The following is a 20,070-nucleotide window of genomic DNA, read 5'->3' as shown; positions in this document are numbered from 1 at the left end:
TTTGCAATATTACGCCGGATCCGCAGAAACGGCGCTACCAGACCTGCTAAAAAATTCTAAATCCTGCGGTGAAAACCGGCATCCAGACCTGCGCGGGGGGCTCGTCTATCGCAGGGCGTCCGCCGCGTCGGCCGGGGCGAGGCCGGCGGCGATGCGGAAGAATGTATGTACCCGGGCCAGGTAGTCGGGGTTCGAGGTGAGCCAGCGCCCAGCAAGTCGCGCCTCGACGAGGGATGGCGCGATCTGCTCGACCCGCTTGAAGGCCGCCGCGGCTCGGTCGATCCGCCCCGTGCCGACCCAGGCGATAGCGGCAAGGATCAGCGGCGTGGCGCTTCCCGCGGCCTCGGCGAGCGCCCCCTCCGCCGCCTGCGCGGCCGCGTCGTAGTTTCGCACGGCGAACTGCGCGAAACCAAGCGCCGCGAGGAGGGAGCCGCGCGAGGGATCGCGCGGAGAGCGGCGCAGCGCTGCCTCGGCCAGCGGCACACCGCGTTCGGCATCGCCATGAAAGACCTCGTAGAGGCCAAGCCACGCCAGCGTCACCGCGCAGTTCGGGTTCATCTCGTGCGCCTGGCGAAGCTCGGGCAGGCCGGCCCTGGCATCCTGGTTCATGAAGTGCAGAAGCGCCCGGAGCCGCCGCGCGTGGTGGTCGGTCGGATCGGCAGCGATGGCCTTCGTGGCCGCGTCGATTCCTTCGGAGAGCGTGTCGGGCACGGAGGGTGTCGTGGCGTGATAGACGTTCCACCAGGCGACCCAGGCCAGCACGCGCCAGGCGAGGCCCGAGGTCGGATCGAGGTCCAGTGCCCACCGGGCAAGCTCCGCCGCCTTGTCGCGCGGTGCGGGGTCGTAGGCCATGTCGCCGGCCGAAACCAGGGACCAACCCCGCAGCGCGATGCCATGCGCGGTCCGGTCCTCGGGCACGGCCGTGCGGATGCGGTCGGCCTCGGCCCGGTCGATCTGCGGCGCGAGACAGGTCACGATGGCCTGCGACACCCGAGCCTGCGTGTCGAAATGCCCGCCAAGGTCGCGGTCGAAGACCTCGGCCCAGACATGCCCCCCGGAGTGCGCGTCGATCAGCTGCGCGGTGACGCGCACACGCTCGGACGTGGCGCGGACACTGCCTTCGACGACGTAGCGGACGCCCAGCTCGCGCGAGATGACCCTGAGATCGCGCGGCATGTTTCGATAGACGAAGGCCGAGTTGCGCGCCACGACGAAGAGGTCTCGGAACCGGGACAATTCCGTCGTGATATCCTCGACGAACCCGTCGGCCAGCCAGTCCAGTTCCGGAACGCCCCCCATCGAATTGAAGGGCAGAACGACGACCGAAGGACGATCGGGAAGCGCCAGCGGCAGCTTGTCCGGCGCGACATCAAGCGCGAAACGAAGGCCCCGGCCAGACACGGTGAGGATGGCGTTGGCACCGAGGACGCGGCGCAGATTGGCGACCTGCACGTTCAGATTGTTCTCGCCCACAACCGTGCCGGGCCAGACCGACGCCATGACCTCATCGCGGCTGACGACCCTGTTCCGGTTCACGACCAGCAGTTCCAGAAGATCGAACGCCCGCGCCCCAAGTGCCACGACCTCGACGCCACGACAAAGCTGCCGCGTCCGAGGGTCGAGCGCGAAATCTGAGAAGCGGAAGGTGTCCATCTGGTTCCGGAAGGTCGAAAATTCGCACAATTATAGCAACGATCCCTGAAGGGCTGCGCGTTTTTTTCTGGCGCTTGAGGCAAACAAAGCTGTCCGACTCTCGTAAAGAAGGACCGGCAGGAGAGAGAAGTAGCACGCCAGGAACTTCGTTGATCAACGATAATGTATCAATATCAATAAGTAAAGACCAAAAGAAGGTTGGATGTCAGACCCATCCCCTCCGCCACTTGCCCGTGCGAAAGCGTTCTCCCGATCCGGCTGCGGCCGGATTTTTCCGTTGTTTTCGAGGGTTATGCGGGAGGGGCTGAGCACTGGCCCTGCCGTCGCGAGGCCCCGAAGCGGTCTCTCGGGGCTGATATTCTCCGGACCTCATGACTGCGCCATTTTGGTGAATTTCTCATAAGCCCCTGTAGATATAGGAGAAATCCAAGCCATTGAAATTGCTTGGATTGGAGTCGCGTTTGGGGCTGCCGCGACCGGGTTCGGAAGTTCTTAGGCCATGGCCCGTTCCAGTCTCTGCTTCCGGCGCTCCCAGTCGGGCATCACCTTGTCGAGGAGATCGAAGAATGCGGCGCCGTGATGTGGCTCGGCCACATGGCAGAGCTCGTGGGTGATGACATAGTCGATGGCATCGACCGGCGCCTGCACGAGGCGGCGGTTCAGCAGCAGGCGTCCTGCCGGAGACATGGATCCCCACCTCTGCCGGGTCTGACGCACGATGAGCCCCATCGGCCGGAATGCCTCGGGATCCGGGAACAGACCGAGACAGAGTTCGATCCGCTCCGGAAACTTGATGTGGGCCCGGTCTCGATACCATGCCTCGACCAGTTCGCGTGTCACCTCCGGCCTGGTCGGCCGGTGAGTCTGCACGACGATGAAGCCGCGGATCAGCTTCACGCTTTCCTGGACATGCGGGACGACCTTCAGCCGGTACTGGCGCCCTAGGTAAAGATGCGTTTCTCCGGCCACGAACCTGCGCTCCGGCGTCCGCGGCAGGAATTGGGCAAAGTACCGTTGCTGCCTCGTCACCCATGCCGCGCGCTTCCGCAGCTTGGCTTCGATGGCGTCTAGTGTCGCGTCTTCCGGGGCCGCGATCACCACCGACGCATCCGGCTCGACGGCGATCTCCAGTGTCTTCCTTGGGCGGCGGACGATTTCGTATCGTATCTCCTGCTCACCGTACTGCAGGCAATGCAATTCCGGCGTCATGCTGCGAACCGGGCCCGGGCGAGGTCCATGATCTTCAGTTCGAGCTCGTCGAGCACCTCCACGGGCAGTTCGACGCCCTTTTCGTCGCGCAGGACGTCGAAGAAGTAGTCATCGATGGCGTTCCGCAGATTGTTCTGGGCCACCTCGTTCGACCAGATGTCCACGATCAGGTGGGACTTGATGATGTCGATGATCTGTTGAGCGATCGCTGCGGCATCGTCGCCGGCTACCAGCTCATCGCCTTCGGTCTTCAGCTGACCGTCCAGGACGCCGAAGAACGCCTGCGCATCCTCATCGCCCCGGATGCTTTCCGGAACATCGCGGCCGCGATCCTTGCGCGCGACCTTGCTCGCGAGGTCCACGACGCTGTTCAGGTATTCGCGCTCGGACAGCCGCTTCTCGCGGTAGGCGCGGATGGTCTCTTCGAGCAGCTCGGAGAACTGTTTGTAGAACGTCGGGTCCTCATCCATCTTCTCGGTGATCGCCCGCCGGGTCGCGCTGGCGATGCGATCGGCCCTCGAGGCCTCGGACACCCCCGTCTCTTCGACGACGGCCTTCAGCGCGTCGGGATCGTTGATGTTGACCACCTCGATGATGGTTTCCGCCGGCATTGCCACGACGTGGTCATCAAGGAGCTTCTGGATCTTCGGCTCGAACTCGCGGACATCGACCGTCTCCTGGTAGCGGAGCTGGACCGAGCGCTTGAGTTCGGAGAACTGCTTCCAGTCGCGTTTCAGGGCATCGATCTTGGCCTCGTCGAAGACATCGAACAGCTTGTCGGACGAGAGCGAGATGTGCAGGCAGCGGCTGAATGCCTTGAGGCGCCCGTAGAACTCATGGCGCAGCGCCTCGTCAGCGAGGTGCTGCTCGAACTGCTCCATGTCCTTCTTGTTTCGAACCGGTTTGAACAGATCCCAGAGCTGATCGTGCAGCTGGGGCAGCTTGCGGATCTCCTCGCGGACGTCATGCACCGTTCCGGCGAGGTCAGCCGCCTCGTAGCCTTCGAAGGCGCTGTACGTCGTCAGCGCACTGTCCAGCTCGCCCAGCAGCCCCTCATAGTCGACGATGAAGCCGAACTGTTTCTCCGTTCCGCCGTCCTCGTAGAGCCGGTTCACCCGCGCAATCGCCTGCAGGAGATTGTGTTCCTTCAGGGACTTGCAGACATAAAGGACCGTGTTCCGGGGCGCGTCGAAGCCGGTGAGCAGCTTGGAGACGACGATCAGGATCTCCGGATCGCCGGAACCCTTGAAGGCATCGATGATCTGGCGATTGTACTCTTCCTCGGTCTTGTACCGCGCCATCATCTGCGACCAGAAGCGGCGGACGAGGTCCTTGGATTCCTGGTCGACCTCCTCGTTGCCCTCGTTCTCATCCGGCGGGGAGATGACGATCGCACTCGAGACATGGCCGATCTCGTCGAGAACCTCCTTGAAGCGGACGGCCGCGGCCTTCGAGGGGGCAACGAGCTGCGCCTTGAAGCCGGTCCCCTGCCAGTGCTGGCGATAGTGCTCGGAGATGTCGAACGCCTTGGCTCGGATGGCCTGGTCAGTCTTGGCCAACGCGTCCATCCGGGAGAACTTGCGCTTCAGATCACGCTTCTGGTCCTCGGTGAGCCCCTCGCTGATCTTCTCGAACCAGCGGTCAATCACGGTGCCAGAGACCTGCTGCTCCACAAGTCGTCCCTCGTAGAGCAGCGGCACGACGGCGCCGTCGGCGACCGCCTCGTCGATGGCGTAGCGGTGGATCAGCCGCCCGAAGGTCGAAAGCGTGTTCTTCTCCTTCTTCAGCAGGGGCGTGCCGGTGAAGCCAAGGTAGCAGGCCTTTGGAAGGAGGCGGCGCATCTTGGCGGCGAATTGGCTGTGGCCGCCGTAGCGCCCCGTCTGAGTCCTATGGCTCTCGTCCACCAGCACGAAAATGTTCGGATCGCCGACATGGTCGGTCAGGAGCCGCAGATGCGTCGGCCAAGGCCCAGCCCGCGACAGATCACGCAGGCCGAGGAAGCGATGCTCTGGCTGCGCTGGCTGGAGCCCGAGGATGGGCGCCTGGTCTGGGCCCGCGCCGACGGCATGGCGTGGAAGCCGATCTGCTGGCAGTTCGGTCTGTCGCGCACGGCCGCGACCAAGCGCTGGCAGTACGGCCTTGCGGTGATCACCTGGCGGCTGAACGGTCGCGTGCCGTCGCCCCGTCGCTCGCAGCAGTTCGTCATCGAAAACGCCAATCGGCTGTCAAGAAAAATCGTCCTCTGAGGAAATTTTCGGGTGTACATCGCAGGCCCTTACACATTTCGTCGAGGCCGTTAGAAAACGAATATGCTCGGGAGAGGAGCGCGCAGGCCGACGCCGCGCCGCTGGCTTCCAGGGTCCAGCGAAGGGTCCAGCCGGGGTCCGATGGGGTAACCCATTGAGTTCTTGGTTCCTTCCTGGCGATATTCGTATGCTGGCGGGCGAAGCGCGCAATATCGCCAGCGACAGGGCCGGTTTTTTGGGAAGCCACCCCTAGCAGGCATCCACCCGCGACCTTCTGAAAACCACAACAAAACAAACCTTTAGTACCCGACACGCCCGGCGGCCGCTGGACCCTTCGTGGAGTCCAGGCTGGCCGGGGGTGTCCGGAGTCCACCCGATTGAGGCGAACCGATCCACATGACCCTGAGCTTTGCCCCGGACGCGATCGAGACATGGCCGCTGGCAAAGCTCCAGCCTTACGCGAAAAACGCGAAGGCGCATGGCGCGGATCAGGTCGCGAAGATCGCCGCGAGCATGGCCGAGTTCGGCTGGACCGTGCCTTGCCTGGTTGCCGACGACGGTGAGTTGATCGCGGGCCATGGTCGCGTGCTGAGGCCTTGCTACACACCAGTGAAGAGCCCGCAGAGCAATGGCATCGCCGAGGCGTTCGTGAAGACGCTGAAGCGCGACTACGTTCACGTCACGCCGCTGCCGGACGCCACCACAGTCCTCGGATTGATCGCCGGGTTGTTCGAGGACTACAACGACAACCACCCGCACTCAGGGCTGAAGATGTGCTCGCCGCGCGAGTTCATTGCAGCTCAAACCGCAACCGCCTGAGCGTCCGGTGAAACGGGGGCAAGTCCAGACTGGCATAGTGGAAGCGGTTCAAGGTGGTGTCGTTGATCTTACGGGTCATCCGCTCGAACTGACCGATGGTCCGCGGGTGGTTGGGCTTGCTGTCCGCAATGGGCGGGATCAGCCGCTAACAAAAGAAGTGGTGAAGCATCGGCTGCTGCCTCCCTTGGGCTGAGAGGCGGCTCCCAGGGTTGCAGGTAAACGGTATGATACCTCAGGGAGCGCCGGAGTGCTGACAAGTTGTCCAGCGGCCTCGGGGTCATTGACTAATCCAAGCGTATACGTTTATACACAGACGTATTCTGAGCGGTGGGAGGATCTGGTATGGATGCAAGACGATGCGTCGGTGCCGGGCAGCCGCGAGGGTAAAGGGGCGAGTGCCCGGTCCACAGGACCGGAACCCCGCCCGGCACATGGGAGGAAAAAAATGAGCCGTATGTCACTAGCCAAAATTGGAATCGCTGCGGGCCTGACAGCCGCAGCCGCCACCACAGCAATTGCGCAAGATTTCCCGAACGAACCGGTAACCCTTACGGTTCCTTTCTCGCCCGGTGGGTCCAACGACATCGTCGCTCGGCAACTTGGCCTGCAGTTGTCAGAGCAATGGGGTCAGCCCGTTGTAGTTGAGAACCGCCCTGGTGGCGGCGCCACGATCGGCTCGGCTTATCTTGCCCAGCAGGACCCGGACGGGTACAACATCATGATTGCCTCGGTGACGTTCACCATGAACGCCGCCGTGCGTGACGATCTGCCCTTTGATCCGCGCGCCGACTTCACACCTATTGCCCTGATCGGACAGGTGCCGCTGGTGATCGGAGCCAAGCCCGACATCGAAGCAACGGAGCCTGAGGCCTTCTTCGACTATATCCGCTCCAACGACGACCTCAGCTACGGGGCCACTGGCGTCGGGTCGATCCAGCATTTCGCGGGGGAGCTGCTAAACCAGGCCGTCGGGTCTAACGTGCAGGTGGTTCAGTACCCGGGTGGCGGCCCCGCCATGACTGACGTCATGGGCGGCTTCATCGAGTACTCGATCGGGTCGATGACACAGATGCTGCCGCAGGTGGAGGCGGGCAACATCACGCCCATCGCCATCACCAGTCTCGAGCGGTCTGACGCCATGCCCGACACGCCGACCCTGGCCGAAAGCGGCCTCGACGATTTTGAGGTGATCCAATGGTGGGCCATCCTCGGCCCGGCGGGCATGGAGCAGGCGCGGGTGGACGAGCTGAACGCCGCCATCAACGAAGTGCTCGAGACCGACCAGTTCGCCGAGTTCCTTGCCAACGACGGGGGCACCCCGCGCCCGATGAGTGCGCAGGAGACCGCGGACTTCATGGCCATGAACTTCGATCGCTGGGTCGAGGTCGCCGAACAGGCCGGCATGAAGGACCAGGCCGAGTAAGGCCGGACAACACGACGCCCCCGGATGCAGATTCGGGGGCGTCCTTCGTTCAGGTTCCGCGCTAACGTCGGGACGGAAACCAACAGGGGGCGGTCCGCCGTCCGACCCATCACAGGACATTCTTCATGCCGCGGATCGATCCGGTCGAGGCAATTTCGGGCCTTCTGGTCCTCGCTCTCGGCGCCTTCTTCTTCTTCGGGTCGATGGGCTACCCGATGGGAACCATCGGTCGGATGGGTCCCGGCTTCGTGCCGCACTGGCTCGGCGCGATCTCCATGTTCCTCGGCGCGGTGATCCTGCTGTCGAGCCTGAGGATCGATGAACCGGCGCCCGATCTCTACTGGCGGCCGCTGGTCGCCGTCCTGGCCTCGATCGGCGCCTTCGCCCTGCTGCTCCCCCGCATCGGCCTTGTCGGCGCGGCGCTGGTCACCGCGGCGATCTCGATCCTCGGCAACCGGGACGCCGGCTGGAGGATGCTTGCCATCACCTCGGTCTCGGTCGCCCTGATCTGCTGGGTTCTCTTCGTCCTGCTTCTGCGACTGCCGATCCCGGCCTTCTGGTGGGATCTCTGAGATGGATGTCTGGGCCAACATCGCGACCGGCTTCGACGTCGCCTTCTCTGCGCAGAACCTGATGTACTGCTTTCTCGGGGTCTTCCTCGGGACGTTCTTCGGCGCGCTGCCGGGGATCGGATCGCTGGCGGCGGTCTCGATGCTCCTGCCGATCACCTTCTACCTGGACCCGACCACGGCGCTCGTCATGCTGGGCGGCGTCTACTACGGCGCCGAGTACGGCGGATCGACGTCCTCGATCCTGCTGAACCTGCCGGGCACGCCGTCCAACGCGGTCACCTGCCTCGACGGCTACCCGATGACCCAGCAGGGGCGGTCGGGCGTCGCCCTCTTCGCGACCACCATCGCCAGCTTCTTCGGCGGGACCTTCGGCATCCTGATGCTCTATTCCCTGGCGCCGCTGATCGTGCAGTGGGCGCTGGAATTCGGGCCGGCGGAGTACTTCGCCATCATGGTCTTCGGCCTCGTCGCCGCCGCGACGGTAACACAGGACGCGCCGGCCAAGGGCCTTGCGATGGTCGTCGCAGGCATGTTGCTCGGCACCATCGGCGCGGATCTGAACACCGGCATCGCTCGCTTCACATTCGGCTATTTCGAACTGCACGAGGGGATCAGCTTCATCGCGCTGGCCATGGGACTATTTGGCGTCAGCGAGGTGATCCTGTCCATCGGACAAAAGATCGACAAACCCTTCATCCAGGCGGTGACCTTCCGCAGCATGATTCCCCGCAGGGACGAGGTTCGCCGTTCGGGGATGCCGATGTTGCGCGGTGCGGGTCTTGGCGCCTTCTTCGGCGCGCTGCCGGGTACTGGGCCATCCATCGCGACTTTCATCGGCTATGCAATTGAAAAGCGTCTGTCCAAGCATCCCGAGGAATTCGGCAAGGGCGCGATCGAGGGCATCATGTCGCCCGAGAGCGCCAACAACGCCGCCGTGCAGTCGGCCTTCATCCCGACCATGACCCTCGGCATTCCGGGCAGTGCCACCATGGCCGTCATGATGGGTGCGCTGTTGATTCACGGCATCCAGCCCGGCCCGCAGCTGATGGAGCGCAACCCCGACATCTTCTGGGGCCTCGCCGCCAGCTTCTGGATCGGCAACGTGATGCTGCTGGTCCTGAACATCCCGCTGATCGGGGTCTGGGTCCGGTTGCTCAAGATCCCCTACGGCATCCTCTACCCCGCGGTGCTCTGCTTCATCTGCATCGGCGTCTATACCGTGCGGACCAGCGCCTTCGACGTGGTGCTCGTCCTTGCTTTCGGATTTGCGGGGTACGTCCTGCGGCTTCTGAGGTTCGAACTCGCGCCGCTGCTGATCGGCTTCATCCTCGGGCCGATGGTCGAGGAGAACTTCAAGCGGGCGATGCTGATCTACCGGGGCGATTTCACCGAGATGCTGACACGGCCGATCAGTGGCACGCTTCTGGCGATGACCGCCCTGCTGCTGGTCTGGACGACTTGGGTGATCCTGCGCGACAGCCGCAGAAACCGTCGGAAGGAGCATCTGACAGGCGGGGCGGATGACTAGGAGACCTTCATGCAGATCGACCTGACCGGACGCACCGCCCTGATCACCGGGGCGAGCAAGGGACTCGGCCTCGCCATGGCCCGGCGGATGGCCGCCTCGGGCGCCCGGGTCGTGATGCTTGCGCGTGGCAGGGGCGACCTCGAAAGCGCGGCGGCGGAGATCGCGGCCGCCCATCCGATCGCCTGCGATATCACCGACGCGGCCGCCCGCGACGCGGCGGTGGCCGAGGCGCTGGACCGGTTCGGAACCATCGACATCCTGGTCAACAACGCCGGCTCCTCCCAGCGCGGCCCGGTGGAGGACGCGACCCGCGACCGGATGATCGAGGACATGGACCTCAAGCTCCACGCGCCGCTGGCCCTGACCCGCGCCGTCCTGCCGGGAATGAAGGCGCAGCACTGGGGGCGGGTGCTGAACGTCACGGCGATCGTCGGGAAGACCCCTGACGGCGGCAGCCTGCCGACCTCGGTCAGCCGGGGCGCGGGGATCACCCTGACCAAGGCCCTGTCCAAGGAACTGGCGCCGTGGAACGTCCTCGTCAACGCGCTCTGCGTGGGCAAGATCAAGTCCGGTCAGTGGGAGCGCCGCTTCGCGGCGTCGGGGCAGGACGACTACGAGGCCTTCCTGAAGCCCACCGCCGACAAGGTGCCCTTGAAGCGGCTGGGGGAGGCGGAGGAATTCGCCAACGTCGCCTGCTTCCTCGCCTCGGACGCGGCCTCTTACGTCACCGGCACGGCGATCAACGTGGATGGCGGATTGTGCGCGGTGACGTGACAGGTCCGCCACCCGGCGCCCCGACAGAGACCACACTCGGCGCGATGTTCCGCTGCTGGCTGCTGATCGGCGTGACCGGCTTCGGCGGCGTCCTGCCCGTCGTGGTCCACGAGCTGGTCACGCGGCGCCGCTGGATGACGCACGAGGAATTCTCGGAGGTTCTGGCGATCTGCCAGATCCTGCCGGGGCCGAACATCGTCAACATCTCGGTCATCTTCGGAATGCGGATCGCCGGCTGGGCCGGGGCGCTGGCCTGCCTGGGGGGCTTGCTCCTCTTGCCGGTCATCATCGCGCTGACTCTTGCGATCATCTATTCTGGCGTGGCCGACGTGCCGGCAGTCCAGCGGGCAACCGGGACCATCGCCTCGGCGGCGGCCGGGCTCCTGATCGCGGTCGCCCTGCGGTTGTTCTGGCCGCAGCGGGGCAATCCCGTCGCATGGGGCGTCGGCGCGCTCGTCATCGTGCTGGTGATCGGCTTCCGGGTCCCGCTGCTCTGGGTGATCCTCGGCTGCGCGCCGCTGTCCATCGGCCTCTACCTTTGGAAGGCGCGGACCCATGTCTGACCAGCTGATCGACCTGCTCGGGCAGATGGTGATCCAGAGCCTGCTGGCCATCGGCGGGATCAACGTGATCCTGGGCGAATTGCAGCGGGTGCTGGTGGCCGAGAACGGCTGGCTGACGGCCCAGGAGTTCACCTCGCTCTTCGCGCTGGCGCAGGCCTCGCCCGGGCCGAACACGCTGTTCGTGACTCTGATCGGCTGGCGGCTGTTCGGGATCGGGGGCGGGCTGGCGGCCACGGCGGTCTTCGTCGCGCCGTCGATCATCATCGGGGCCATCGTCGCCCGCGCCTGGACGCGCTGGTCCGAGATGCGCTGGTTCGTGGTCCTGCGCCGGGGGCTGGTGCCGATGACGGTGGGGCTGGTGGTGTCGAGTGCGATCCTGCTGACGCTCGCGGCGGCGAGCGGGCCGATCTCGTGGGTGATCACCGTGGCGGCGGCGACGCTGTCGCTGACCACCCGCCTGCCGCCGGTGGCCATTCTCGCCATCGCCGCCGTGGTGGGCGTGGCCGGGCTAGGCTAGTGCCTCCTTCAGCCCGTCGATCCAGGCCCTGGCCGCCGAGGACAGGAAGCCGATGTCGGTCTGCGTGGTCAGGAACCGCGCGCCCTTGCGGATCGCGTTCGCCTGCCGCTCCACGCTGCGGTTGCCGCCGCAGCCCGCGACGATGCCGTTGGCCGCGCAGGCCGCGTTGACGCGCTCCTGCGCCTCGATGATGCGCGGGTCGTCGAACTTGCCGGGGATGCCCATGTTGACGAGCAGGTCGTTGGTGCCGACGTGGATCACGTCGACGCCCTTGACCGCCGCGATATCTTCGACGTTCTCGAGCCCCTCGACGGTCTCGACCATGACCACGACGAGCGTCGCCGCGTTCATCTGCGGTATGGCCTCGGACAGGGGGACGGCGGCGAAGTCGAACATCGGGTAGCCGCCGGTGACCGACCGCTTTCCGAGCGGCGCGAACTTGCAGGTGTCGACGGCCTTCTGCGCCTCGGCCGCGTTGGCGATGTCCGGGTAGACGATCCCCGTGACGCAGTTGTCGAGGAGGAGCGACACGTCCGGATCGTCGATGGAGCGGACACGAACAACCGGGGCGATCCCGATCTCCACCGCCGTCTGCGCCATGTTGGACAGGGTCTCGGCGTTGAAGATCGAGTGCTGGATATCGATGAACAGGAAGTCGTGCCCGGTGCTCTTGGCGATGCGGGCGATGTCGGGGGTCCGGGACAGCCGGACGCTCATGCCGAGCGCCGGCTCTCCTTTCGCCAGTTTCGCCTTCAGCGGATTGTCGAAGGTACGTGCCATGTCAGTCCTCCCTATGGCCGGTCAGGCTTCGTCCAGAACACGGCTCAGGATGCCGTCGCCCATGTCCCCGTCCCGCATCAGGCGCTTGCCGATCAGGTCGCGCAGCGTCTCGGACGTCCCGCCGCCAAGGGTGCCGTAGCGCACGCCCCGGTAGTGCCGGCTGACGAGGTATTCGTCGGTGAACCCGTAGCCGCCGTGGATCTGCACCGCCTCGGAGGTCACGCGCAGGGCCATCTCGTTGTTGAAGATCTTCGCCGTCGCCGCGAGGAACGGGTCGGGGAAGGGGTTGGCGCTGGCGCAGGCCCTGTAGAGCAGGCCGCGCCCGGCCTCGATGTCCTTGTACATGTCCGCCAGCTTCCAGCGCATCCCCTGAAAGTCGCCGATGGCGCGGCCGAAGGCGGTGCGCTCCTGCGCGAAGGCCAGCGCGGCGTCGAAGGCCCCCTCGGCGAGGCCGAGCGAGATGGAGGGGTTGAGGCAGCGCTGGGTGTTGAAGGCGTTCAGCAGCTTCTTCATGCCGTTGTCGTCGATGACTAGGTTCTCGCGCGGGAGCTCCACGTTCTCGAACCGCACCTCGTGGAGGTATTCGCCGCCCATCGTGTGGTAGTTGCCGGTGACCGAGAGGCCCTCGGTGCCGCCGGGGATCAGGACGCAGCCGATGCCCTCGTGGCCGGGGACGTCGTTCACGCGGGTGAAGACCACGAACATCGCGGCCTCCGGCGCGCGCGAGATCAGCGTCTTGACCCCGTTCACCACCACCCGGTCGCCCTTGACCCGCGTGTTGGTCTTGTAGTTGGCGACATCGGTGCCGGCGTGTGGCTCGGTCATGCAGACGGCGAGGATGTTCTCGCCGGTGACGACGCCGGGCAGGATCGCCTCCTTGATGCTGTCCGGCGCGTAGGTCGAGATGACGCGGCACTGCACGCCGACCTCGCCGAGGACGGCCATGGCGGTGACGTAGCAACCCTTGGCGATCTCCTCGAGGACGAGGGCGGTGTCCATCACCGGCAGGCCGAGGCCGCCGTATTCCTCGGGGACCGACATGCCGAGAACGCCGATCTCGGCCAGTTCCTTCATGTTGTCCCAGGGGAAGGTGCCGTCCATCCACTTGAGGCCCCGGTCGATGAATTTGCCCTGGGTCAGTTCGCGGACGGTGCCCACCATGGCCCGTTGTTCGTCGGTAAAGGTCGGTTTCATGCTGTCTCTTTCTGGAAGTCTTGGGCCACCCGGTCGACGAGTGGCGGGATGGCGCGGAAGACGTGGACGCCCGCGGACTGGAGCGCCTCGGCCTTGCTTTCGAAGGTGCCCTTGCCGCCGCTGACGATGGCGCCGGCATGGCCCATGGTCTTGCCCTCGGGCGCGGCCGAGCCGGCGAGGATGGCATAGACCGGTTTGTCCAGCGGCTCTTGCGCCAGACGGGCGGCCAGGTCCTCTTCCTCGGTGCCGCCGATCTCTCCGACGATGACGACGGCCCGGGTGGGGGTGTGATCGCGGAAGAGCGGGACGAGGTCGGCGAACCGGGTGCCCTTGACCGCGTCGCCGCCGACCCCGATCCAGGCCGACTGTCCGAGGCCGCGGGATTTCAATCGCAGGGCCGTCTCGTAGGACAGCGTCCCGCTTTTCGACCAGAGCGCGATGGGGCCGAGGGCGAGGCAGGCATCGGGCAGGAAGCCCAGCTTGCACCGCCCGGGCACGGCCAGCCCGGGAGAGGAGGCGCCGGTCCATTCGGCGCCATGCTCGCGGATCAGCGCGTGTAGGTGCATGGCGTCGCGCACTGGCATCCCCTCGGTCACCGTCACGATCAGCCGCACCCCGGCCTCTAGTGCCTCGCGCGCGGCGGGCAGGACGGACATCGGCGGCACCATCGGCAGGCTGACCCGCGCGCCGGTGCCCTCCACCGCTTCGGCGCAGGTGGCGAAGATGGGCACGCCGTCCTGCACCTCACCCGCGGCCTTGGGCGAGATCCCGGCGACGATGTTGGTGCCGTGTCCCAGCATCAGCTTGATGTGCTGGCGAGCGGCGCGGCCGGTGGCGCCCTGCACCATGACCGGCACCTGCGGCGCGGCGGGGTCGATCAGTTGCTCAAGCATCGGCCACCTCCGGCGCGGCACAGAGAGAAATCGCGCGGTCGAGGTCCCGCTCGAGGATCAGGCCCCGGCCCGAGGCGCGCAGGATCGCGTCCGCCCGGTCCTGCCCGTTCCCGACAAGGCGCACGACGAGCGGCACCGGGACCTCGCCCAATTCGTCGAGCGCCTTGAGCAGCAGCCCGGCGAATTCGCCGAGTTCGGTGATCCCGGCGAAGATGTTGACGAGGATGCATTTGAGGTTCGGCCCCTCCAGCACCCGGCGGATGTTCTCGACCAGCCGGGCGGGATCGCCCCGCATCCCGCCGGAGCGGATGTCGCAGAAGTTGTAGGGTTTCAGCCCGCGCGCGGTCATCTCGTCGATCAGCTGCATCGACAGGCCCGCGCCGGTGGTGACGAGGCCGATCTCGCCCTCCGGGTCCACCACGACAAGGTCGAAGCCGTTGTCGCGCTTGAAGATCGCCTCGGGGTAGGCGGCGGCCCGGTCGTCAAGAAGGGCGGTCAGGCCCGGCTGGCGGGGCAGGGCGCCCTCGTCCACGTCCATCCGCACGTCCCCGGCGATCCAGCTGCCGTCGGCCCGCAGGAACAGGGGGTTCAGCTCGATCAGCGTGGCATCGAGATCAAGCCATGCGGCCACGATTCGCGCGCCGGCCTCCGTCACCGCGCGGGCGGCGTTGGGGGGCAGGGCGCCGGCGACCTCGGCCAGCGCCGCCGTCAGGGAGGCCTCGTCCGGGCGCGCCCAGCGGCGGTGGATCGCCGTCTCGGCCTGCGCCTCGATCTCGACCCCGCCCTCGGCGGAGGCCATCACCACGACCTCGGCCGTGGCCGGGTCGAGGACCAGTCCGACGTAGAGTTCCGTCGCATCGGGCACCGCCTCCTCGATCCGCAGCTCGCGGACCGGGAAACCCTTGATGGTCAGGGCGCAGATCGCGTCCGCCGCCTCTTGCAGCCCGGCCCGGTCCTGCACGACGCACACGCCGCCCGCCTTGCCGCGCCCGCCGACGGGGACCTGCGCCTTGACGACCCAGGGGCCGTCGCCCGTGGGCTCGGGCATAGTGTCGGCTGCCGCCAGCACACCCTCGGGGACGGTCAGGCCCCGCGCGCCCAGCAGCATTTTCGCATCATGTTCAAGAAGTAGGATTGTCGCCTCCACCGTTATCGATCCGAACGCTGATCGACATCTCTGCATCCGTCTGTATAATCTCTGCATCCGTCTGTATACAGTTGTGTCCAAGACGTCAAACGACCAGCATTCAAGGGAGGACAGAATGACCGACGCAGCCAGCGTGAATCTGCGCGCAGACGAGGCAACGGCCTTTGCAGCAGGGCTCTTGCAGTCCTCCGGCGTGCCGGAAGAGGACGCCGGGATCGCCGCTTCGGCGCTGGTTCGGGCGGACCTGCGGGGAATCGATACGCATGGGATCGTCCGGCTTCCCGGCTACCTGAACCGCCTCGACAAGGGGCTGGTCACGGCGGCGCCGCAGCTGACCTTCGAGCGCATCGCGCCCTCCGTCGCCCGGCTGGACGGGCAGGACGGCCTGGGCTTCGTCATCGCCAGCCGGGCGATCGACGAGGCGGTGGCCATGGCGCAGGACGCCGGTATCGCCCTTGTCGGCGTACGCAACTCCACGCATTTCGGCATGGCGGCGACCTATCTTCTGAAGGCGGTGGAGGCCGGGTGCCTCGCCATGGTCTTTACCAACGCCTCTCGCGCGCTGCCGCCCTGGGGCGGAACTGAAGAGCTGTTCGGCACCAGCCCCTTCGCCGCCGCTGCGCCGAATGAAGGGGGGCTGCCCTTCATCCTGGACATGGCGCCGACCGTCGTGGCGCGGGGCAAGATCCGCAAGGCCGCCCGCGAGGGCCGCGCCATCCCCGACACATGGGCGCTGGACGGCGAGGGCCGGCCCACGACCGATCCCGAGGCGGCGCTGAAGGGCACCCTTCTGCCCATCGGCGGGCCAAAGGGCGCGGGGCTGTCGATGCTGATGGACATCCTCTGCGGGGTCCTGACCGGGGCGCGGTTCGCCGGGGATGTGGGCGACCAGTACAAGAACTTCGACCGGCCGCAGGGGGTGGGGCATTTCATCCTGGTGATGAAGCCCGACCTCTTCATCTCGACCGACGACTTCACCGCGCGGATGGCCGACCTGGTCAGCACCGTGAAGGCGAATCCCAAGGCCGACGGCGTCGAGGAGATCTTCATGCCGGGCGAGCCCGAGGCGCGGGTCGAGGCGGCCCGGCGGGCGGAGGGCATTCCCTACCGGACCGTGGACCTTGAGCCGCTGGCGGACATCGCGCGGGACCGGGGCGTGGCCCTGCCCGGCGCCCTGTCGGCCTAGTAGCGGAACATCATCCCGAGCCGCGTGTCGCGGGCCTTGCGGATATGCTCGCGGGCGTATTGCTCGGCGGCATCGGGATCGCGTTTCTCGATCGCCTCGAGGATCGCGTTGTGCTCGACCACGGAGTCGCTCTGCCGGTTTTTGACCATGAAGGTGGTGTTCGGCATCAGCATCAGCGTGTCGTGCATCCCCGCCAGCAGGTTCAGCAGATGTTTGTTGTGCGCCGCCTCGTAGATCGCGTCATGAAAGGCGCGGTTGAGTTGCGCTACACGCGGCGGGTCGTCCTCGCAGGCGGCGAAGGCCTCGGCGATGTGCTGCATCGAATAGAGGTCGCTGGGCGACGCATGCTGCGCCGCGAAACGGGCCGCCGCCCCTTCGAGCAGTTCGCGGATGGCATAGAGTTCGAGCACACCGGCGCGGTCCATCTGCGTCACCGACAGACCCGAGGCCGTTATCTCGAGAAGCCCGCGTTCCTGCAGCCGCGACAGGGCCTCGCGCACGGGGGTGCGGCTGACCTGGAAGGCCTTGGCCACGTCCTCGGCCCGGATCCTGTCCCCCGGCTTGTACTTGCCCAGCCGCAATCCCTCCATGAAGTCAGCGTAAACCTGTTGAGAGATCGACATGGGCCGATGTTCCTTCACTTCGGGCGTCAGTCACCGGGCGCAATTCCGGCGGTGGCACCAATCTTCAAGGGCCTCGGCTTTATCAGCAATTTCGGCTCCGGGCAAATGCGGAGGTATCCAGATCGGGCGGCTCGCATCGCAATGTGGACAAACGTATACACTTGGATAATATTGATCGCCACGCGTGGCGGCAAGTCCGGCGCCGTCTCTCATTCCACCCCGGCAGACAGCAGGTAATCCATGACTTCCCTCACCCTCGGCATCATCGACCCGTTCCATCCCGCCATCCTCGACGAGATCCGGCGGGCGGCGCCGGAGGACTGGACCCTGTCCATCACCGAGGCCCCGACGGAACAGGCGCGGGCCGAGACCCTTGCCGGGGCGGACATGGCTTTCGTCATGGCGACGCCCATGCCGCGCTCCCTGCTGGAGGCCGCGCCGAACCTGCGTTTCATCCAGAAGCTAGGGGCTGGGGTGGACCGCATCGACAGCGCCTATTGCGAGGAGGCGGGGATCGGCCTTGCCCGGCTGCAGGCTGGCAACAACATTCCCGTGGCCGAACACACCATGCTGCTGATGCTGGCCGCCTGTCGGAACCTTCCCTGGCTGGATGCCCAGACCCGGGCCGGGGCCTGGGACAAGGAACAAGTGCGCGGACGGAACCGGCAGCTGCACGGCAAGACGGTCGGCATTGTCGGTTTCGGGGCCATCGGGCGGCAGGTGGCGCGGCTGCTCTCGGGCTTCGGTGTGACGCTGGTCTACTACGACCCGGTCCGCGCCAGCGCGGCGGACGAGATGGAATTCGGGGCGGAGTATTGCGATCTCGACGTCCTGCTGGCCGAGGCGGACGTCGTCACGCTGCACCTGCCCCTCTTGCCGCAGACCACCAACCTGCTGGACGCCGCCCGACTGGACGCGATGAAGCCCGGCGCGATCCTGGTCAACGCCGCGCGGGGCGGGCTGGTGGACGAAGCCGCGCTGACCAAGCGCCTGCGCTCGGGCCACATCTTCGCCGCTGGGATCGACGCCTTCTCGGCCGAACCGCCGGTGGGCAACCCGCTTTTGGAACTGCCCAACACCATCGTGACGCCCCATTGCGCGGGTGGCACGGTCGACAATTTCGCCTCGGTGGCCGAGCGGGGCGTTGCCAATATCCGTCGGGTCCTCGCGGGAGAGGCGATCGACCCGGCGGAGCTTGTCGTCGCACCCCGGAGGTAAGGTGCCGTCCGCCCCTTGACCGCTCTGGATGCGACTGTATACAGGCGTATAACAACGGACGCGCGGTGGAGAGGAAGCGCCGCGCGCCGCCAATTAAGGGAGGGCCAGATGGCAACCACGGTCGAAGTCCTTGCGGACGCATTCAAGGAATCCGGCACGAACTTCATCGTCGGGCACCCCGGCGGCGAATCCGTCGAACTCATGGAAGCCGCCCGCCAGCGCGACATGCGCTTCATCCTGATGAAGCAGGAAGTGGCCGGCGCCATGATGGCCGCGACATGGGGCGACATTACCGGTGCCCCCGGCGTCTGCCTGTCGACCCGTGGCCCCGGCGCCGCCAACATGGTGAACGGCGTCGCGCACGCCTCGCTCGACCGGGCGCCGCTGATCGTCCTGACCGACCGCTATTCCACGCCAGAGCATGAGACCGGCCTGCGCCAGCGCATCGACCACCTCGCCATGATGGCGCCGCTGGTCAAATGGGGTACCACACTCGACGCCCGCGTCGTGCGCACCCAGGTCGCCCGCGCCATGCGGACCACGACCGCCCCGGCCCCCGGCCCGGTGCAGTTCGACATCCCGCAGAGCGAAACCAAGAAGGAAGCCGGCGAGCTGAAGATGGCCCCGCCGCTGATGCCGGACGCGGCCTATGCCGAACCGGACCGCGCGGGCCTTAAGCGCATCAAGGACAAGATCGACGCCGCCAGCAAGCCGATCCTGCTGGCCGGGATGGGGATCCTCTGGGACCGCGCCTCGGACGAGCTGGTCGCCTTGGCCGAACGGCTTGGCGCGCCGGTCCTGACGACCTCCAAGGTCAAGGGCGCGATCCCCGAAGACCACCCGCTCCGCGCCGGGTGCATCATCGGCGGCCTCATCGAGCGCAAGCTGGTGAACGAGGCCGACCTCATTATCACCCTCGGCTTGGACGGGATCGAGCTTCAGCCGAAACCCTGGCCCTACACGCTGCCCGTCGTTGCCCTGTCCAACACCATGACGCTCGAGGCGCTGGTGCCGGCCGAGTTCGAGGTGCTGGGCAACCTCAAATCGCTAGTGCACGCGCTGGCCGAGGACTGCGTCGAGGGGCAGGGCTGGGGCGAGCCGGCGGCCAAGACCTTCCGCGACGATGTGGTCCAGGCGCTGAACACGCCGTCCAAGGGGCTGTCGCCGCAGCGGGCGATGGAGGTCTGCCGCGCCGTCCTGCCCCGCGACACGATCGCCACCTGCGACGCCGGGGCGAGCCGCCTGCTGGTGGTCCAGAAGTGGCAGAGCTACGGCCCCCGGGAATTCCTCACCTCGAACGGCCTCGGCTCAATGGGCTACGCCGTCCCCGGTGCCCTCGGTGCGCGGATGGCGCATCCGGACCGGCCCGTGGTCGCCTTCACCGGCGACGGCGGTTTCATGATGGCTGTGGCCGAGCTTCAGACCGCGGTGCGCGAGAAGCTCCCGATCACCGTGGTCGTCCTCGACGACGAGGAAATCGGCCTCATCCGCATCAAGCAGGAGATCAAGGGCATCGGCAAATACGGCGTCGGCATCGGCGGCATGGACTGGGAAAGCCTTGCCCGCGGCTTCGGCGCGGAGGGCGTGACCGTCCATACCGAGAACGAGCTGCAGGACGCATTGTCCAAGGCCAAGCACACCGAGCAGGTCACCGTCATCGCCGCCAAGATCGACGGTTCGGGCTATGTCGACCAGTTCAACGCCCTGCGTGAGCTGTGATCCGCC

General features: G+C 66.3%; 18 protein-coding genes and 2 pseudogenes. 12 read left to right on the top strand and 8 right to left on the bottom strand.

From position 1 onward, the window contains the following. Positions 1-105 precede the first annotated feature (105 nt). The 3 genes from HNS34_RS17685 to HNS34_RS17675 form a co-directional block, all read right to left on the bottom strand. Complete coding sequence (locus HNS34_RS17685) at positions 106-1,653, bottom strand: winged helix-turn-helix domain-containing tetratricopeptide repeat protein (RefSeq protein ID WP_172321426.1); 1,548 nt, start codon at positions 1,651-1,653, stop codon at positions 106-108. A gap of 492 nt (positions 1,654-2,145) precedes the next feature. Continuing rightward, positions 2,146-2,862: a M48 family metallopeptidase gene (locus HNS34_RS17680; protein WP_172321425.1), complete on the bottom strand. Its 717-nt coding sequence runs from the start codon at positions 2,860-2,862 to the stop codon at positions 2,146-2,148. Beyond that, entirely contained in the window at positions 2,859-4,778 is a 1,920-nt protein-coding gene (locus HNS34_RS17675; RefSeq protein WP_328700569.1) for a type I restriction endonuclease subunit R, read from the bottom strand. The genes HNS34_RS17680 and HNS34_RS17675 overlap by 4 nt, the downstream gene beginning before the upstream one ends. On the opposite strand from HNS34_RS17675, the gene HNS34_RS17670 reads away from it, so the two are divergent. The 9 genes and pseudogenes from HNS34_RS17670 to HNS34_RS17635 all read left to right on the top strand — a co-directional run bounded on the left by HNS34_RS17670 (position 4,752) and on the right by HNS34_RS17635 (position 11,304). Beyond that, a complete protein-coding gene (locus HNS34_RS17670) occupies positions 4,752-5,108 on the top strand; it encodes a DUF6362 family protein (protein ID WP_328700568.1) in 357 nt (118 codons plus the stop codon). The two genes, HNS34_RS17675 and HNS34_RS17670, sit on opposite strands and share 27 nt — an antisense overlap. Positions 5,109-5,504: 396 nt before the next feature. Beyond that, positions 5,505-5,699: pseudogene (locus HNS34_RS20570) on the top strand (DNA methylase); the annotation flags it as partial. Beyond that, positions 5,697-5,927, top strand: a pseudogene (locus HNS34_RS17665) (integrase core domain-containing protein); the annotation flags it as partial. The pseudogenes HNS34_RS20570 and HNS34_RS17665, both read left to right, overlap by 3 nt. Positions 5,928-6,372: 445 nt before the next feature. Further along, positions 6,373-7,350 carry a Bug family tripartite tricarboxylate transporter substrate binding protein gene (locus HNS34_RS17660; RefSeq protein WP_172321423.1) on the top strand — a complete coding sequence of 326 codons (978 nt, stop codon included), beginning with the start codon at positions 6,373-6,375 and terminating at the stop codon, positions 7,348-7,350. Positions 7,351-7,475: 125 nt separating this feature from the next. Beyond that, the gene (locus HNS34_RS17655; protein ID WP_172321422.1) at positions 7,476-7,922 is read left to right on the top strand and encodes a tripartite tricarboxylate transporter TctB family protein; all 447 of its coding nucleotides are present in this window, start codon (positions 7,476-7,478) and stop codon (positions 7,920-7,922) included. Position 7,923: 1 nt separating this feature from the next. After that, a complete protein-coding gene (locus HNS34_RS17650; protein WP_172321421.1) occupies positions 7,924-9,450 on the top strand; it encodes a tripartite tricarboxylate transporter permease in 1,527 nt (508 codons plus the stop codon). Positions 9,451-9,459: 9 nt separating this feature from the next. Next, positions 9,460-10,224, top strand: coding sequence for an SDR family NAD(P)-dependent oxidoreductase (locus HNS34_RS17645; protein ID WP_172321420.1), 765 nt, complete (start codon positions 9,460-9,462; stop codon positions 10,222-10,224). Further along, the gene (locus tag HNS34_RS17640) at positions 10,221-10,787 is read left to right on the top strand and encodes a chromate transporter (protein WP_172321419.1); all 567 of its coding nucleotides are present in this window, start codon (positions 10,221-10,223) and stop codon (positions 10,785-10,787) included. The genes HNS34_RS17645 and HNS34_RS17640 overlap by 4 nt, the downstream gene beginning before the upstream one ends. Beyond that, the gene (locus HNS34_RS17635; protein ID WP_172321418.1) at positions 10,780-11,304 is read left to right on the top strand and encodes a chromate transporter; all 525 of its coding nucleotides are present in this window, start codon (positions 10,780-10,782) and stop codon (positions 11,302-11,304) included. The genes HNS34_RS17640 and HNS34_RS17635 overlap by 8 nt, the downstream gene beginning before the upstream one ends. On the opposite strand, the gene HNS34_RS17630 is transcribed toward HNS34_RS17635, so the two are convergent. From HNS34_RS17630 to HNS34_RS17615, 4 genes are read right to left on the bottom strand one after another with little or no spacing between them, the layout of a single operon-like run. After that, positions 11,296-12,084 carry an HpcH/HpaI aldolase family protein gene (locus HNS34_RS17630; protein ID WP_172321417.1) on the bottom strand — a complete coding sequence of 263 codons (789 nt, stop codon included), beginning with the start codon at positions 12,082-12,084 and terminating at the stop codon, positions 11,296-11,298. The two genes, HNS34_RS17635 and HNS34_RS17630, sit on opposite strands and share 9 nt — an antisense overlap. A 21-nt stretch (positions 12,085-12,105) precedes the next feature. Next, the gene (locus HNS34_RS17625) at positions 12,106-13,278 is read right to left on the bottom strand and encodes an acyl-CoA dehydrogenase family protein (RefSeq protein ID WP_172321416.1); all 1,173 of its coding nucleotides are present in this window, start codon (positions 13,276-13,278) and stop codon (positions 12,106-12,108) included. Continuing rightward, complete coding sequence (locus HNS34_RS17620) at positions 13,275-14,171, bottom strand: succinate--CoA ligase subunit alpha (protein ID WP_172321415.1); 897 nt, start codon at positions 14,169-14,171, stop codon at positions 13,275-13,277. Before HNS34_RS17620 ends, HNS34_RS17625 begins: the two co-directional genes overlap by 4 nt. After that, positions 14,164-15,354 (bottom strand): ATP-grasp domain-containing protein, encoded by a 1,191-nt coding sequence (locus tag HNS34_RS17615; protein ID WP_268879109.1) that lies wholly within the window; start codon positions 15,352-15,354, stop codon positions 14,164-14,166. Before HNS34_RS17615 ends, HNS34_RS17620 begins: the two co-directional genes overlap by 8 nt. Before the next feature lie 79 nt (positions 15,355-15,433). On the opposite strand from HNS34_RS17615, the gene HNS34_RS17610 reads away from it, so the two are divergent. Continuing rightward, positions 15,434-16,504 (top strand): Ldh family oxidoreductase, encoded by a 1,071-nt coding sequence (locus HNS34_RS17610; RefSeq protein WP_172321413.1) that lies wholly within the window; start codon positions 15,434-15,436, stop codon positions 16,502-16,504. Here HNS34_RS17610 and HNS34_RS17605 read toward each other — a convergent pair. Beyond that, positions 16,501-17,127, bottom strand: a complete 627-nt coding sequence (locus tag HNS34_RS17605) for a GntR family transcriptional regulator (RefSeq protein ID WP_172321412.1) — start codon at positions 17,125-17,127, stop codon at positions 16,501-16,503. The genes HNS34_RS17610 and HNS34_RS17605 overlap by 4 nt on opposite strands. A 240-nt stretch (positions 17,128-17,367) precedes the next feature. Here HNS34_RS17605 and HNS34_RS17600 point away from each other — a divergent pair, with 240 nt between their 5' ends. Both HNS34_RS17600 and HNS34_RS17595 read left to right on the top strand, forming a co-directional pair. After that, complete coding sequence (locus HNS34_RS17600; RefSeq protein ID WP_172321411.1) at positions 17,368-18,345, top strand: NAD(P)-dependent oxidoreductase; 978 nt, start codon at positions 17,368-17,370, stop codon at positions 18,343-18,345. A gap of 108 nt (positions 18,346-18,453) precedes the next feature. Next, a complete protein-coding gene (locus HNS34_RS17595; protein ID WP_172321410.1) occupies positions 18,454-20,064 on the top strand; it encodes a thiamine pyrophosphate-binding protein in 1,611 nt (536 codons plus the stop codon). The last annotated feature ends 6 nt before the right edge of the window (positions 20,065-20,070 follow it).

Source organism: Alterinioella nitratireducens (assembly GCF_013155465.1).
GTDB lineage: Bacteria > Pseudomonadota > Alphaproteobacteria > Rhodobacterales > Rhodobacteraceae > Alterinioella > Alterinioella nitratireducens.
This window is presented reverse-complemented; position numbering and strand designations above follow the sequence as displayed.

Excerpts from the sequence above, each read along its gene's own strand:
- HNS34_RS17680 (WP_172321425.1), bottom strand. The coding sequence starts at position 2,862 with ATGACGCCGGAATTGCATTGCCTGCAGTACGGTGAGCAGGAGATACGA.
- HNS34_RS17660 (WP_172321423.1), top strand. The coding sequence starts at position 6,373 with ATGAGCCGTATGTCACTAGCCAAAATTGGAATCGCTGCGGGCCTGACA.
- HNS34_RS17645 (WP_172321420.1), top strand. The coding sequence starts at position 9,460 with ATGCAGATCGACCTGACCGGACGCACCGCCCTGATCACCGGGGCGAGC.
- HNS34_RS17670 (WP_328700568.1), top strand. The coding sequence starts at position 4,752 with ATGGCTCTCGTCCACCAGCACGAAAATGTTCGGATCGCCGACATGGTC.
- HNS34_RS17605 (WP_172321412.1), bottom strand. The coding sequence starts at position 17,127 with ATGTCGATCTCTCAACAGGTTTACGCTGACTTCATGGAGGGATTGCGG.
- HNS34_RS17595 (WP_172321410.1), top strand. The coding sequence starts at position 18,454 with ATGGCAACCACGGTCGAAGTCCTTGCGGACGCATTCAAGGAATCCGGC.
- HNS34_RS17600 (WP_172321411.1), top strand. The coding sequence starts at position 17,368 with ATGACTTCCCTCACCCTCGGCATCATCGACCCGTTCCATCCCGCCATC.
- HNS34_RS17630 (WP_172321417.1), bottom strand. The coding sequence starts at position 12,084 with ATGGCACGTACCTTCGACAATCCGCTGAAGGCGAAACTGGCGAAAGGA.
- HNS34_RS17635 (WP_172321418.1), top strand. The coding sequence starts at position 10,780 with ATGTCTGACCAGCTGATCGACCTGCTCGGGCAGATGGTGATCCAGAGC.
- HNS34_RS17650 (WP_172321421.1), top strand. The coding sequence starts at position 7,924 with ATGGATGTCTGGGCCAACATCGCGACCGGCTTCGACGTCGCCTTCTCT.
- HNS34_RS17685 (WP_172321426.1), bottom strand. The coding sequence starts at position 1,653 with ATGGACACCTTCCGCTTCTCAGATTTCGCGCTCGACCCTCGGACGCGG.
- HNS34_RS17620 (WP_172321415.1), bottom strand. The coding sequence starts at position 14,171 with ATGCTTGAGCAACTGATCGACCCCGCCGCGCCGCAGGTGCCGGTCATG.
- HNS34_RS17615 (WP_268879109.1), bottom strand. The coding sequence starts at position 15,354 with ATGCAGAGATGTCGATCAGCGTTCGGATCGATAACGGTGGAGGCGACA.
- HNS34_RS17655 (WP_172321422.1), top strand. The coding sequence starts at position 7,476 with ATGCCGCGGATCGATCCGGTCGAGGCAATTTCGGGCCTTCTGGTCCTC.
- HNS34_RS17610 (WP_172321413.1), top strand. The coding sequence starts at position 15,434 with ATGACCGACGCAGCCAGCGTGAATCTGCGCGCAGACGAGGCAACGGCC.
- HNS34_RS17625 (WP_172321416.1), bottom strand. The coding sequence starts at position 13,278 with ATGAAACCGACCTTTACCGACGAACAACGGGCCATGGTGGGCACCGTC.